Annotated in this window: 10 protein-coding genes and 1 tRNA gene; 8 read left to right on the forward strand and 3 right to left on the reverse strand. The window is 72.3% G+C overall.

Annotated features, from left to right (window positions below):
• Positions 1 to 35: 35 nt before the first annotated feature.
• Positions 36 to 128: transfer RNA gene (locus BM314_RS06975), tRNA-Sec, on the reverse strand.
• A 131-nt stretch (positions 129 to 259) separates the two neighbouring features.
• On the opposite strand from BM314_RS06975, the gene BM314_RS06980 reads away from it, so the two are divergent.
• The 8 genes from BM314_RS06980 (at position 260) to BM314_RS07015 (ending at position 10,934) form a co-directional block, all read left to right on the forward strand.
• Entirely contained in the window at positions 260 to 2,725 is a 2,466-nt protein-coding gene (locus BM314_RS06980; RefSeq protein WP_091977600.1) for a sensor histidine kinase NtrY-like, read from the forward strand.
• Positions 2,722 to 4,086, forward strand: a complete 1,365-nt coding sequence (locus tag BM314_RS06985; RefSeq protein WP_020095571.1) for a nitrogen assimilation response regulator NtrX — start codon at positions 2,722 to 2,724, stop codon at positions 4,084 to 4,086. The genes BM314_RS06980 and BM314_RS06985 overlap by 4 nt, the downstream gene beginning before the upstream one ends.
• Before the next feature lie 196 nt (positions 4,087 to 4,282).
• On the forward strand, positions 4,283 to 4,534 hold the full coding sequence (gene hfq / locus BM314_RS06990; RefSeq protein WP_007563033.1) for an RNA chaperone Hfq: 252 nt from the start codon (positions 4,283 to 4,285) through the stop codon (positions 4,532 to 4,534).
• A 249-nt stretch (positions 4,535 to 4,783) separates the two neighbouring features.
• Entirely contained in the window at positions 4,784 to 6,196 is a 1,413-nt protein-coding gene (gene hflX, locus BM314_RS06995; protein ID WP_020095570.1) for a GTPase HflX, read from the forward strand.
• Positions 6,196 to 7,521 (forward strand): adenylate/guanylate cyclase domain-containing protein, encoded by a 1,326-nt coding sequence (locus tag BM314_RS07000; RefSeq protein ID WP_020095569.1) that lies wholly within the window; start codon positions 6,196 to 6,198, stop codon positions 7,519 to 7,521. The genes hflX and BM314_RS07000 overlap by 1 nt, the downstream gene beginning before the upstream one ends.
• A gap of 157 nt (positions 7,522 to 7,678) precedes the next feature.
• Positions 7,679 to 8,641, forward strand: coding sequence for a putative selenate ABC transporter substrate-binding protein (locus tag BM314_RS07005; RefSeq protein WP_244539873.1), 963 nt, complete (start codon positions 7,679 to 7,681; stop codon positions 8,639 to 8,641).
• A gap of 5 nt (positions 8,642 to 8,646) precedes the next feature.
• On the forward strand, positions 8,647 to 9,375 hold the full coding sequence (locus BM314_RS07010) for an ATP-binding cassette domain-containing protein (RefSeq protein ID WP_244539874.1): 729 nt from the start codon (positions 8,647 to 8,649) through the stop codon (positions 9,373 to 9,375).
• Positions 9,375 to 10,934, forward strand: a complete 1,560-nt coding sequence (locus tag BM314_RS07015; protein ID WP_091977601.1) for a PhnE/PtxC family ABC transporter permease — start codon at positions 9,375 to 9,377, stop codon at positions 10,932 to 10,934. Before BM314_RS07010 ends, BM314_RS07015 begins: the two co-directional genes overlap by 1 nt.
• 154 nt (positions 10,935 to 11,088) lie before the next feature.
• Here BM314_RS07015 and BM314_RS07020 read toward each other — a convergent pair whose 3' ends face one another.
• Positions 11,089 to 13,335 carry a TonB-dependent siderophore receptor gene (locus tag BM314_RS07020; RefSeq protein ID WP_091977603.1) on the reverse strand — a complete coding sequence of 749 codons (2,247 nt, stop codon included), beginning with the start codon at positions 13,333 to 13,335 and terminating at the stop codon, positions 11,089 to 11,091.
• Positions 13,336 to 13,564: 229 nt separating this feature from the next.
• Positions 13,565 to 14,896, reverse strand: a complete 1,332-nt coding sequence (locus BM314_RS07025; protein ID WP_091977605.1) for an alpha/beta hydrolase — start codon at positions 14,894 to 14,896, stop codon at positions 13,565 to 13,567.
• Between the last annotated feature and the right edge of the window lie 118 nt (positions 14,897 to 15,014).

Here is a 15,014-nt window from a genome sequence, read left to right on the forward strand (position 1 = left end):
GAACACTGGTTCATCGGTTTCGATTGTCTGAAGCGTGGCGGAAGCGGATGGGAATCGAACCCACCGTACGCTGTTGGCGTACCACTGGTTTTGAAGACCAGGAGGGCCACCAGACCCCGTTCGCCTCCGCGACCGGGGGTACGGGCGGGGCGGAGCGGGGTCAAGGCCGCCCGCGTGCGGCGGATCGCGCCGCCGATCCGCCGCCCGGACGCCCGGATTCGTATTAATTCCGCCACACTGTTGTGGCCCTGCACCAGTCATGCCGTTCCTGAGACGCTCACGGACAGAGGAAGGCCCCGCGTCGGTCCCCGAGAGGGGTGCCGACGGGGCGGGCCAGGACGCGGTCCAGCAGGACACGGTCCAGCAGGACACGGTCCAGCCGGACGCGGATCAGCGGGACGCGGGCACGCCCGCGGCCCCCGAGGCGTCCCAGCCGTCCGGCACGCCCCTGGCGGAATCGCTGCGGCCGGGCCCGCGCGGTCCCGGCTGGATCGGCGCCGCCATGGTGATTACCGCCCTGGTCTCGGCGCTCGCGACCTTCCTGATCCTGGCCGGGGTGATCCGAGTGACGCCGACGCCGGCCTACGGCGTGACGCTGCTGGCCATCAACGCCGCCCTGGTGCTCGGCCTCGCGGTCATCATCGCCTGGGAGGCGCGGGTCTTCCTGCACGCCCGCAAGGCCAACGCCGCGGTGGCGCGCCTGCACACCCGCATCGTCGGCCTGTTCTCGCTGATCGCGATCCTGCCGACGATCCTGCTCGCCGTGGTCGCCTCGGTGACGATCGACCGGGGCCTGTCGCTCGGCTTCACCGACCGGGTCCGGGACGTGGTGCTGAAATCCGTGGAGGTGGCCGACGCCTACCAGGAGAACCAGTGCCAGAGCCTCGCCCGCGAGATCCGCATCCTCGCCGACGACCTCACCCGGGCCCGGCCGAACTTCGACGTGAACCGGGACTGGTTCCAGACCTTCCTGACCACCCGGGCGACCAATCTCGGCCTGCCGGTGGCGCAGATCATGCGCGGCCCCACCGAGGTGGTGGCCCGGGCCAAGATCGACGTCCTGAAGACGAACCGCCTGCCCTCGGCGGCGGCCTTCGAGGACGCGGCGAACTCCGCCGATCCGATCTGCCTCCTGCCCACCGAGGGCCGGGTCTTCGCCGCGCTGCTGCGCATGCCGGCCTACGACGACGCCGTGCTGATGGTGCAGCGGGAGGTGAGCCAACTCGCCATCGAGTTCCCGGGCGTGTCCCGGGCGGCGGCGGCCGAGTACCTCACCTACGATTCGCTGCGCCGCTCGATCCAGATCACCTTCGCGTCGGTGTTCCTGCTGATCGCGCTGATCGCGCTGCTCTCGGCCGTCTGGTTCGGCATGAACTTCGCCAACCGGTTCGTGGCGCCGATCCGGCGGCTGATCAACGCCGCCGACCAGGTGGCGTCGGGCAATTTCTACGCCCAGGTGCCGACCAAGAAGACCAGCGGCGACCTCGCCCACCTGGGCGAGAGCTTCAACAAGATGACTCAGGAGCTGCGCCGCCAGCACGCCGGCCTGATCGCCGCGAGCGACCTGATCGACACCCGCCGCCGCTTCACCGAGGCCGTGCTGTCGGGGGTCTCGCCCGGGGTGATCGGCCTCGACGCGGCGGGCTTCGTCACCATCGCCAACCCCGCCGCCGAGCGGATGCTCGACCTCGCGAGCGACGCCCTGGTCGGCGAGCCGCTGGCCCGCGCGGTGCCGGAGCTCGCGCCGGTGCTGGCCGAGAGCGAGGCGCGCCCGCGCAGCCTGCAGCAGCAGCAGGTCCAGCTCACCCGGTCCCGGGGCGAGCGCACCATCACGGTGCGGGTCACGAGCGAGCAGGCGCAGGGGGCGTCCCGCGGCTCGGTGGTGACGCTCGACGACATCACCGACCTCGTCCAGGCGCAGCGCAGCTCCGCCTGGGGCGACGTGGCGCGCCGCATCGCCCACGAGATCAAGAACCCGCTGACCCCGATCCAGCTCTCCGCCGAGCGGATCCGGCGCAAGTACGGGAAGGTCATCACCGCCGACAAGGAGGTGTTCGACCAGTGCACCGCCACGATCGTGCGCCAGGTGGACGAGATCAAGCGCATGGTCGACGAGTTCTCGGCCTTCGCGCGGATGCCGAAGCCCGCCATCGCGCCGAACGACCTCACCGAGATCGCCAAGCAGAACCTGTTCATGATGCGGGTCGCGCACCCGGACATCGACTTCGCGTTCTCGGCCCAGGGCGGCGCGGGCAGTGCGGAGAAGATCGTGGCGGCCTTCGACATCAGGCTGCTCAGCCAGGTGATCACCAACATCCTCAAGAACGCCGTCGAGGCGGTGGCCGAGGTGCCGGAGGCCGAGCTCGGCAAGGGCAAGATCAGCCTGAACCTCGCCGTCGAGGACGGGTTCGCGGTGATCGCCGTCACCGACAACGGCAAGGGATTCCCGGCCGAGGGGCGCCAGCGCCTGCTCGAGCCCTACATGACCACCCGCGAGGGTGGAACCGGGCTGGGGCTTGCTATCGTCAGCAAGGTGCTCGAGGAGCACGGCGGCGGGATCGAGCTGAACGACAATCCCGCCGGCCGCGGCGGCCAGGTCCGGATGCGGGTCCCGCGCGAGCACGGGCCCGAGCCGGCGGCGGCGGCCCCTGAGACCAGTCCCGTCACGACAGAGGAGAAGGGCGCCGCGCCGACGGCCCCCCGGATCGCGGAGATGCACGCATGAGCGCCGATATCCTGATCGTCGACGACGAGGCCGACATCCGCGACCTCGTCGCCGGGATCCTGGACGACGAGGGCCACCGCTGCCGCACGGCCGGCGGCTCGGACGAGGCGCTCGCCGCCATCGAGGCGCGCCGGCCGCACCTCGTCTTCCTCGACATCTGGCTGCAGGGCTCCCGGCTCGACGGCCTGCAGGTGCTCGACCTGATCAAGGCGGCCAATCCCGACCTGCCGGTGGTGATGATCTCGGGCCACGGCAACATCGAGACCGCGGTCTCGGCCATCAAGGCGGGCGCCTACGACTTCATCGAGAAGCCGTTCAAGGCCGACCGGCTGATCCTGGTGGCCGAGCGGGCGCTGGAGGCCTCCCGGCTCCGGCGCGAGGTCCGCGACCTGACGGCGCGCTCCGGCGCCACCAACCGCATCGTCGGCACGTCGCTCGCCATCAACCAGCTGCGCCAGACCCTCGACCGGGTGGCGCCGACGAACGCCCGGGTGATGATCACCGGGGCGCTGGGCGCCGGCAAGGAGCTCGCGGCGCGCAGCCTGCACAAGGCCTCGGCCCGCTCGAACGGCCCGTTCGTGCTCCTCAACGCGGCGGCGATCCTGCCCGAGACCATGGAAGCCGAGCTGTTCGGGGTCGAGGGCGAGAGCGGCCGGCGGGTCGGCGCCCTGGAGGAGGCCCACGGCGGCACCCTCTACCTCGACGAGGTCGCCGACATGCCGCGGGAGACCCAGAACCGGATCCTGCGCGTCCTCGTCGACCAGAACTTCCAGCGGGTCGGCGGCACGACGCGGGTCCACGTCGATGTCCGCATCATCTCCTCGTCCTCCCGGGACCTTCAGGAGGAGATCGCCGCCGGCCGCTTCCGCGAGGACCTGTTCCACCGCCTGTCGGTGGTGCCGATCCGGGTCCCGGCCCTGTCGGAGCGCCGGGAGGACGTGCCCGAGCTGATCCAGTTCTTCATGGACAACATCTCGTCCCAGACCGGCCTGCCCAAGCGCCGGATCGCCGAGGACGCCATGGCGGTGCTGCAGTCGCACAACTGGCCGGGGAACGTGCGCCAGCTCAAGAACAACGTCGAGCGGCTGATGATCCTGACCCAGGCCGACCCGGAGCAGGAGGTCACCTCGGAGATGCTGCCCTCCGAGATCGGCGCCCTGGTGCCGACGACGCCGGGCGGCGCGGGCGGCGAGAAGCTGATGAGCCTCGCGCTCCGGGAGGCCCGCGAGATCTTCGAGCGCGAGTACCTCGTGGCGCAGATCGCGCGGTTCTCGGGCAACATCTCGCGCACCGCCGAGTTCATCGGCATGGAGCGCTCGGCCCTGCACCGCAAGTTGAAGTCCCTCGGCATCGGCCCGTGAGGCCGCGGCGTCGGCGCGCGCGTTGAGGGCGGGGCCAATCCGTCACGGATCGGCTGGAACGGGGGTTGCTTGCACCCACGCTTTCACGTCGTCATGGTGTTGGTATACACGGCCCTGGACCGGATGATCGGACGATCCGGCCCGCGGCATACTCCTCCCGGACCGAGCGAGCCGGGACAACAAGAAGGCCAAGAAGATGGCGGGCGAACGCGCACAGAACCTTCAGGACACCTTTCTCAACCATGTCCGCAAGAACAAGATTCCGCTGACCATCTTCCTCGTCAACGGCGTTAAGCTGCAGGGCGTGGTGACGTGGTTCGACAATTTCTGCGTGCTGCTGCGCCGGGACGGGCACTCGCAGCTGGTCTACAAGCACGCGATCTCCACGATCATGCCGGGCCACCCGGTGCAGCTGTTCGAGCCGGACGAGACCGCCGAGAAGGCGTGAGGGCCGGCGGCCCCGGCGCCTAGCGGGCCGGAAGCCGGGGATCGGGCGGGTCGGAGGCCCAATGCGCCGCGCGGGCGACGCCGCGCGACCGGCGCGGCCGCGGCAGGGGGAGGGCGGAGACCCCGCCCGCCGACGGATATCTGTGCCCGTTCGCGGCCGGCATCTTGGCCCGGCCCGCCCGCATCCCCATTCTGACACTCCGACCTCTCCAACGAAGCCGTCGCCCGGGGCGGCGGCGCCGAAGGCCGTATGACCGAAACGCTGACGTCCGGCGAAGCCCGCCTCCAGGCGCAGGCCGCCCCCGAGGGCGAGATCGCCGCGGCGACCCACACCCTGGTGATCGGCCCCTACCTCGCCCGCGGCGCGGCGGGGGCCGGCCCCGGACCGGCCGCGCCGTCGCGCTCCGTGGAGGCCCGCCTCGACGAGGCGACCGGGCTCGCCGCCGCGATCGAGCTCGACGTGGTCGAGAGCCTCGCCGTCAGCCTGCCGCGGATCCGGCCCTCCACCTATCTCGGCAAGGGCCGGGTCGAGGAGATCGCCGGCCTGATCCGCGCCCGCGAGATCGGCCTCGTCGTGATGGACTGCGCCCTGTCGCCGGTGCAGCAGCGCAACCTCGAGAAGGCCTGGGGCGCCAAGGTCATCGACCGCACCGGCCTGATCCTGGAGATCTTCGGGCGCCGCGCCTCCACGCGCGAGGGCACGCTGCAGGTCGAGCACGCCCACCTCGCCTACCAGAAGTCCCGCCTCGTCCGCTCCTGGACCCACTTGGAGCGCCAGCGCGGCGGCTTCGGCTTCCTGGGCGGCCCCGGCGAGACCCAGATCGAGGCCGACCGGCGCATGATCCAGGAGCGCATGACCCGGATCGAGCGCGACCTCGACGCGGTGGTGCGCACCCGCGGCCTGCACCGGCAGAGCCGGGCTCGGGTGCCGTACCCGATCGTCGCGCTCGTCGGCTACACGAACGCCGGGAAGTCGAGCCTGTTCAACGCCCTGACCCGGGCCGAGGTCACCGCCAAGGACATGCTGTTCGCGACCCTCGACCCCACCGCGCGGGCGACCAAGCTGCCCCACGGCGAGACCGTGATCCTGTCGGACACGGTGGGCTTCATCTCCGACCTGCCGACGCCCCTGATCGCGGCCTTCCGGGCGACGCTCGAGGACGCCATCGAGGCCGACGTGCTGCTCCACGTGCGGGACGTCGCCCACGTCGATTCCGAGGCCCAGGCCGAGGATGTCGGCGAGGTCCTGCGCGAGCTCGGCATCGAGACCAGCACCGACCGGATCATCGAGGTCTGGAACAAGGCCGACCTGCTCGACGACGACGAGCGCGCGCGGCTCCTGAACCTCAGCGGCCAGGCCAGGGCCCGCAACGACCGCGACAGCGCCGCGCCGGTCCTGGTCTCGGCGGTGACCGGGGAGGGGCTCGCCGCGCTGTCGGCCCGGATCGAGGCGCGGATCGGGCGCAACCGCGCGAGCTTCGCGGTGGCGCTGCCGCCGGAGGACGGGGCGGCGCTGAACTGGCTCTACGAGAACGCCGAGATCCTCGACCGCCGGTCGGAGGCCGACGGCACCCTTCACCTCGCGATCCGGATCGCCCCCGAGAAGGAGCCGCGCTTCCTCAACCGCTTCGCGGCGGCCCGGCGCCTCGGCCGGGGCGGTTGATGGCCTCGGGCAGCGCCGGCAACCCGACGCTCTCCGCGCTGCGGCCCGCGCGGGCTCCTGCCGAGGGCCGGGCGGATCCCGGATCGGACGACGAGGCGGTGCTGCGGACCATGCAGGCCGGCGGCGGCCTGCGCCTGCTCGGCCTCCGGGTGGTGATCGTGCTGGTGCTGCTGATGGCGGCCCAGGCCTATGACGGCTCTCTGCACGCCCTGAGCCACTGGTTCATCCTCGGCCTGTACGGCCTCGGCACGATCTGGTTCGGGCTGCGGGAGCGCGGCGGCGGCCCCGCGGCCACCGTCTACAGCTGGGCCGGCACCGGCCTCAATGCCGGGCTCGCCGTCTACGTGATCATCGAGCACATGCTGGCCGGGGGCGGGGCGGGGCTCGGCGCCGACGCGGTGAGCCGCCTGCCCGCCTTCCTGCTCCTGCTCCAGACCGGCCTGAGCATGCGGGTGGCGCAGACCCTGCTGTTCTGCGGGCTCGTCACCGTCTGCTGGAGCGCGGCCTTCCTGGTCGGCCTGATCCATCCGGACCTGTTCCCGAACGCCGACACCTTCCCGACCGCGCAGCTCACCGGGCTCGCCACCTTCATGGCGGCGGGCCTCCTGGTGGTCGACGGCATGGTCCGCCTGCGCGCCGCGGTGGTGCGGGCCCTGCGCATGGAGCACGAGCGGACTCAGCTCGCCCGCTTCGTGCCCGACACGGTCGCCCTCGACCTCGCCGCCGACGACGGCGATTCCGGCCTCGGCATCCACCGGCGCCACGCCTGCCTGATGATCCTCGACATCCGCGGCTTCTCGCGGCTCTCCCGCGAGCACCCGCCCGAGGCCATGGTGACGGCCCTGCTGGGGGTCCGGGCGGCGGCCCAGGCGGCGGTGGCGGAGCAGGGCGGCCTCGTCGACAAGTATATCGGCGACGCGGTGCTGGTGCAGTTCGTCGTCGGCCATCCCGACGTCCAGGCGCGCGCGGCGCTCGCCTGCGCCCTGTCGATCCGCGACCGGATCGCCGCGCTCAACGCGGCCCGCGCCCGGGAGAATCTGTTCCCCCTGCGGGTCGTGGTCGCCCTGCACGCGGGCGACCTGCTGGTCGGGGTCTTCGACGACGGCGTGCGGGCCGAGTACACGGTGCTGGGCCCGGCGATGAACGCCCTGGCGCGGATCGAGACCCAGGCCAAGGCGGCCGAGATCGAGATCGCCGCGTCGGGAGACTTCCTGGACCTGCTCGGCGGCGTGCTCCCGGCCGGGATCCGGGCCGTGCCGGTGCCGGACGCCGCCCTGCCGGAGCACCTCACCCTGTCGGCGATCGCGGTGGCGCCCGGCGCCTGAGACGGATTTCCGGGTGGATCCCGGCGGCGTCTCGGCGGTCTCCCGGCGCCGCAGGGCGCCGGGATCGCGAGGATCGAGGCTGGCGCGCGCGGCGTCTTCTGCTACGCCCGCCGTCTTGCGGGCCCACCGTGCGTGGGCGTGGTGCCACGAGGACGCGATGCAGGGATCGACGCTGGGATCGAAGCCGGGCTCCAAGCCGGGATCGAGGTCGGGATCGAAGCCGGGACCGGGCTGGCTGGGGCGGCTCGCCCTGGGCGTCCTGGCGGCCCTGGCCGCCGCCGGGCCGGCGCGGGCGCAGGAGAAGCCGGCTGCGAAGGCGCTCCCGCCCCTCGTCTTCACCGGCATCCCCGACCAGGACGAGAGCCGGCTGGTCGAGCGCTTCGGCAAGGTCGCCGCCTATCTGGAGGCCGAGCTCGGCGTGCCGGTGCGCTACATCCCGGTGAAGAGCTACCCGGCGGCGGTCACCGCCTTCACCAACGGGCAGGTGCAGCTCGCGTGGTTCGGCGGCTTCACCGGCGTCCAGGCGCGCAAGGCCGTGCCGGGCTCCCAGGCGATCGCGCAGGGCGCCGAGGACGCGGCGTTCAAGACCTACGTCATCGCCAACGCCGCCACCGGGCTGAAGCCGGAGAAGGATTTCCCGAAGGCCGTCGCGGGCAGGACCTTCACGTTCGGCGCCCGCGCCTCGACCTCCGGGCGGCTGATGCCCGAGTACTTCGTCCGGCAGGCCTTCCCGGGGAAGACCCCGGAGCAGGTCTTCGCCCGGGTCGGCTTCTCGGGCGACCACACCCGGACGATCCAGCTGGTCCAGTCCGGCGCCTTCGCGGTCGGCGCCGTCGACTACTCGGTCTGGGACCTCGACTCGAAGGCCGGCAAGGTCGACCCGAAGGCCGTCTCGGTGATCTGGGAGAGCCCGACCTTCCCCGATTACCAGTGGACCGTGCGGGGCGACGTGGAGCAGACCTACGGCGCCGGCTTCACCGACAGGCTGCGGGCCGCGCTGACCGGCATCGCCGACCCGGCGATCCTGGAGCCGTTCGGGCGCTCGAAGTTCATCCCCGTGACCAACGCGGCCTACGAGCCCCTCGTCGAGGTCGGACGCTCGACCGGCCTCCTGGACTGACGCGCGTGTCGCGCGGCGCGGCAGCCGGCACGGTGTCGGGCGCGGAGGCGGGCGCAGGGTCCGACACGGCGTCCGGCGCGGCCATCGTCCTGGCGAACGCCTCCGCAGCCTATGACGGGCGCCCGGTTCTGTCGGGCCTCGACCTGACCGTGCGGGCGGGCGAGCGGGTCGCGCTCATGGGGCGCTCGGGGGCCGGCAAGTCGACCCTGATCGGCCTGATCCACGGGCAGGCCCCCGGGCGGGTGGCCCTGGTGCCTCAGGCGGCCGCCCTGGTGCGGCCGCTCTCGGTGTTCCACAACGTCTACATGGGCCGCCTCGACCGGCGCTCGACCCTGCACAACCTGCGGACCCTGGTCCGGCCGGCGCGGGCCGACGTTGCCGCCGTGGCGGCGGTCCTCGACCGGGTCGGGCTCGCGGACCGGCTCTGGGACCGGGCCGGGGAGCTCTCCGGCGGCCAGCAGCAGCGCGTCTCGGTGGCCCGCGCCCTCTACAACGGACGGCCGATCCTGGTGGCGGACGAGCCGGTCTCGGCGCTGGACCGCCAGCAGGGCGGCCGGATCCTCACCGAGCTGGCCCGCGGGCACGAGACCCTGATCCTGGCGCTCCACGATGTGGCCCTGGCCCTCGCCCACACCGACCGGGTCGTGGTGCTGGAGGCCGGCCGGATCGTCCTCGACGCGCCCTCGGCCGGCCTCGACCCGGCGCGGCTCAGCCCGTTCTACGAGGCCGCCTGATGGGCGCTCTCGCCGGCAAGGCCGCGTTCCTGCCGCGGCCGGGCTACGCGGCGGTGAGCCGCTGGTTCCTGGCGGCGGCGCTCGCCGGCCTGCTGGTCGCCGACCTGCAGGTCACGACCCTCCACCCCTTCGCCGACCTCGCCCGGCTGCTGGGCGGCCTGATCCGGCCCGATTTTCTCGCGGTCGAGGGCTGGAGCGTCCTCTACACCGTGGCCTTCGCGATGCTCGGCGTCGGGCTCGGGGCCGGGACGGGGCTGCTGCTCGCCGTCCCCTTCGCCCGCTCGCGCGCCGTCCGGCTCGCCTGCGCGGGCCTGCGCGCCGTCCACGAGCTGTTCTGGGCGCTGCTGCTGATGCAGGTCTTCGGCCTGTCGGCGACCACCGGCGCCCTCGCCATCGCGCTGCCCTACGCGGGCATCTGCGCCAAGGTCTACGCCGAGTTGATCGAGGAGGCCGACCTCGCGGCGCTCCGCGTCCTGCCCGCGGGCACCGGCGCGGTTTCGGCCTTCCTGTACGCGCGCCTGCCCGAAGTGGCCGGACGGATGCGCGACTACACCCTCTATCGCCTCGAATGCGGCCTGCGCTCCAGCCTCGTGCTGGGCTTCATCGGCCTGCCGACCATGGGCTTCGCCTTCGAATCCGCCTTCCGCCAGGGCCGCTACGCCGAGGCCGGGGCGCTGCTCCTGATCTTCTACGCGCTGATCGGCACGCGCCGGCTCTGGGTGCGCGCCCGGACCCTGCCGTTCCTCCTCGTCGGCGCCGTGCTGGCGCTGCCGCCGACCGTCGGCAGCGCGGCGATCGGCCCGAGCCTCGCCCGCTTCCTCGGCCACGACGTCGTGCCGGCCCCGCTCCGGGGCGCGCCGCTCGCCGAGCCCGAGACCTGGGCGCGGCTCTGGTCGTGGCTGCGCCCGATCCTGACCGAGCAGGTCCTGCCCGGGACCGCCCAGACCCTGATCCTGGCGCAGATCGCCCTGGCCGCCACCGCCCTCGGGGCCCTCGTCCTGTTCCCGCTGACCGCGCGGCGCTTCGCCGGGCCGATCGGGCGGCCGCTGGGGCGGGCGCTCCTCGTGGTGGTGCGCTCCACGCCGGAATACATGCTGGCCTACGTCGCCCTGCAGCTGCTCGGCCCCTCGATGCTGCCGGCGATCCTGGCGCTGGCCCTGCACAATGCCGGCATCGTCGCCTACCTGATGGGCCGGCACGCCGACGCGATCCCCTACCGGGCGGACGCCCCCCGGGGCCTCGACCTCTACGCCTACGAGACCGTGCCGCGGCTCTACGGGCAGTTCCTGGCCTACCTGCTTTACCGCTGGGAGCTGATCCTGCGGGAGAGCGCGATCTTCGGCATCCTGGGGGTCACGACCTTGGGCTTCTATGTCGACGCCGCGATCTCGGAATTGCGCCTCGACGTGGCCCTGGTGCTGATCGCCGCCACCGCGCTGGTGACGATGGCGGTCGACGCGTTCTCGCGGGCGCTCCGCCGGTCCCTGCGGATCGACACCCTGCCGACCCGGCTCTCCGGGCCGCAGCCGATCACCGGGGCGGAGGCTGCGGACGGCTGATCGGAGCGCCGCCGTCGCTGCGAGCGGAGCGAAGCAATCCAGCAGCGCCACACCCGCCGATGTCGCGCTGCCCTGGATCGCCTCGCTGCGCTCGCGATGACGGGGCTGGTCACCATGCTGCGGGCGGCCGCAAACAAGAACCGCCCGGGCCACCTCACCACTTGTAGCTGACCTTCGCCAGCACCCGCCGGGCGTCGCCGTAGAAGCACGACACGTTCGACTGGCAGGAGGCGACGTAGCGTCGGTCGGCGAGGTTCGAGGCGTTCACCTGGAAGCGCCAGTTCTCGTAATCGTAGTGCACCTGCGCGTCGAACAGCACGTAGTCGGGCACCCGCAGGGTGTTGCCGACATCCGCGAAGGAGCTGCCGACGTAGCGCACGCCGCCGCCGAAGCCGAAGCCGCGCCACGGCCCGAGCGGGATGGTGTAGTCGGCGAACAGCGAGGCCAGGGTCTGGGGGATGTTGACCGGCGTCTTGCCGACCCGCACCGGATCGGCATCCCGCTCGGTGGTGAAGTCGAACTTGGTGAAGGACGCCACGAGGTTGAGGCCGTCGGCGACGTTGGCGACGAGCTGCGCCTCGAAGCCGGTGGAGCGCACCGCGCCGACCTGCGTCTGGAAGATCGTGTTCACCGGGTTGGGGGTGAGCACGTTGTTGCGGTGGATGTCGAAGCCCGCCAGCGTCAGGAAGTAGCCCTGGCCGGGCGGCTCGAACTTGACGCCGCCCTCGACCTGGTCGCCGGTATCGGGCCTGAAGGTGCGGTTGTTGATGTCCACGCCGATCTGGGGCTGGAACGAGGTCGCGTACATGATGTAGGGCGCGAGGCCGAAGTCGAAGTTGTAGATCGCCGCCGCCCGGTAGGTGAAGGCGCTGTCGTTGCGGCCGTTGGTGTTGGCGGGCGTCAGGCGGTCGTAGACGGTGTTCTGGACGAAGTCCTGGCGGCCGCCGAGGATCAGGGTCAGCTCCGGCGTGAGCTTGATCTGGTCCTGGAAGTAGAGGCCGACCTGCTGGAACGAGTTGGCGTTGATCAGGTAGGGCGAGGCCGAGACCGCCTGCGGGCCGTAAGAGGGCGCGAGGATGTTGAGGTCGGGGCCGGGGAAGCCCGAGGCCTGGTTGTCGTGGATCTGGAAGTTCCGGTACTCCACGCCCATCAGGAAGTCGTGGCGGAAGAAGCCGTCGAAGAACTTGGCCTCGGCCTGCGTGTCGACGTCGAGCTGCGCGATCTTGGCGGAATCCCGGAACAGGTAGCGGCCGAGCTGGGTCTGGAGCGGGTCGGTGTAGCCGAGCTGGCCGATATAGGAGTTCTGGAAGCTCTGCGTGTAGCCGTAGCGGGCGTTCTGGCGCACCGCCCAGGTGTCGTCGAAGACGTGCTCGAACTCGTAGCCGATGAAGGCCTGGTCGCGCCGGAAGGTGTTGAAGCCGGCATCGCCCACGTTGAGCGAGCGCGGGATGCGCAGGCCGAGCACGGTCGGCCGGGCCGTGCCGTAATAGGGCAGGAAGTTCGCCGTCACGGCCGTGTTGTCGTGCTGGAAGCTTGACAGGACCGTGAACTTGGTCGACCCGTCCGGCTTATAGGTGAAGGCCGGGGCGATGTAGTAGCTGTCGTCCGGCGCGCCCTGGACCTGCGTGCCGCCGTTGCGGGCGTAGCCGGTCAGGCGGCCGAACCAGTGGCCCTCGGCGTCGGCCGGGCCGCCGACGTCGAAGGCGGCGTAGCGCTGGTCGAAGGAGCCGCCGCCGACCTCGACGAGCCCGAACGGGGTCTCGGTCGGGCGCTTGCTGATCTGGTTGATCAGGCCGCCGGGATTGCCGGCGCCGAACAGCACCGCGGAGGGGCCGCGCAGCACCTCGATGCGCTCCAGCCCGAACGTGTTCACGCGGCTGTAGGCGAAGCCGTAGTTCAGGAGCTGCAGGCCGTTGAGGTAGAGGCCGTAATCGCTGACCACGAAGCCGCGGAGCTGGAAGAAGTCGAGGCGCGTGTCGGCGCCGAAGGTGCCCGCGTAGGTGCCGGCGACGTACTGGGTCGCCTGGGTGAGGGTCTGGGCGTTCTGGGTGTCGAGCTGCTTGCGGCCCACGACGCTGATCGATTGCGGCGTCTCGATCAGCGGGGTGTTGGTCTTGGTCGCGGTCGCCGAGCGCCGGGCCACGTAGCCGTCGATCGGGCCGGTCGGGCTCTCCGCGCCGCGCACGGGTGCGCCGGCCGGGGCCCCGGAGGCCGGGCCGCCGCCCTGGCCGGTGACGCTCAGCTCCTCGAGCTGCACGCTGCCGCCGGCGGTCGGGCCGGCGCCGCCGCGGCGCGACGCGTCCTGGGCGAGGCTCGGCGCGGCCTGCGCCAGCACGGCGAGCGAGGCCCCGGCGAGCAGGGCGCGCAGGGTGACGCCGGGGAGGGGGGGGACGGCTCTCATGGTCTCTTGCCGGATGCGACGCTGCGGGCAGCCGACCGCGCGCGCCGGGGGCCACCCCGGCGTCTCGGCCGCGCTGTTTAGAATTGTGATAAAGTACTGTAAAACTTGATCTTTCTCCATCCGGACTACGGGCAGCCGGACGCGGCCGCAAGCGGCCTTCACGCGGAAGGCGACGCCTGTTGCCGTAGCGACACGTATCGGTGGTGCGGCGGGGGGCGGTCCCGCGGGGCTACTTCACCCGGTCCGCGAGCCAGCCGGCCAGGACGTCCGCGACGGCGTCGCTGTTCGTCTCCAGCATCATCATGTGGCCGTTGCCGTGGAGGCCGCGGTCGGCCAGCCGGACCACGTCCGGCCTGGCGCCGGCCTGGGTCAGGAACGCGACGGTGCAGTCGTCGTAGGTCGCGTGGAAGGAGGCCTCCGCGGTCACCACCACGGCCGGCACCTTGGCGAGGTTCGGCAGGGACCGGACGGGCTCGCCCTGCAGCCAGCAGCGGATCCGCCCGTCCGCCGCCCTGTCGGACTTGGAATCGGACCCCTTGGCCGCCTGCGCCACCGTCAGGTCCTCGGGCGCCCGGACCGGCGGGTCGAAGGTCAGCGGCATGCGGGTCAGCCCGTAGGCGCGGGCGCGCCCGTCGCCGGTCTTCTCCCAGAACTCCTTGCCGCCGCGGAACTGCACGTCGAAGAAGGGCGGGCCATTGGGCTCGACGGCAACATGGGCCTTCACGAGGTCCGGCCGCGCGTCCGAGGCCGCCCAGCCGAACAGGGCCGCCTGACCGTGGGTGAGCAGGATCGCCGGCCCGATCCTGTCCAGCAGCGCCACCAGGGCCGGGTCGACCCATTCCTCGGTCTGCTGGCTGTTGGCGAGGAACGGGACCTGGCTGGCGAAGAATTGGTCGAAGGCAGCGTTGCCCTGCACGCCGGCCCCGCCCGGCCAGCGGGTGTGGAGCTTGGCCTGCGGGTAGAGGTCGTAGACCTCGGGCGCCGTGTGGGTGCGCTCCAGGCTGCGGGTGCCGAGCCGGTCGTAGGGGCCGTAGACCTCCGGGTTGGTGCCCGAGCGCCCGCGCCCGACCTGATCGACCACGTAGACCTGGTAGCCCTTCTCGACGAAGCGCTGCACCCAGCCCGGGCGGCCGTCCGCGGTGGCGAGGTAGTTCACGCCGGTCTGGGCGAGGCCGTGGACCATCACCACCGGGTAGGGCTGCGTGACCCGGGCCGGGGTGCGCGACTGCACGAACATCTGGCCGACCATCACGGTCTTGTCGCCGAGCTTCTGGTAGCGGCCGCCGATGTAGAAGTAGCCGGCGCGGGTCACCGGCTCGGCCGGGCCCGGCTCCGCCGCCGGCGCTCCCGGCGCGGCGGGGGCGTTCGGAGGCGTCGTGGGCAGGGGCGCGGGCTGGGCCGGGACCGGCCCCTGCGCCCGGGCGGGGCCCGCGACAGGCCCGGCTCCCAGCACAGTTCCCAGTCCGGCGGCCAGGATCAGCCCCTGAGCGGCGCGCAGCGCCGCGCGGGTGCCGTTCGCGGTGCCGTTCGCGGTGCCGCCCGCGATGCCGCTGCCGGCCATGCCGTCTCTCCCGATGCGCGCCGCTCCGCGCCGGCGCTTATTGCGGGAAACGCAACGTTCCACCAGCCAGGAAAGCTGCACGGTCCCGCGCGATCATCCCCGGCCGGACGAAGCGTCG

Origin of the sequence: Methylobacterium sp. 13MFTsu3.1M2 (assembly GCF_900112625.1) — a bacterium.
Classification (GTDB): Bacteria; Pseudomonadota; Alphaproteobacteria; order Rhizobiales; family Beijerinckiaceae; genus Methylobacterium.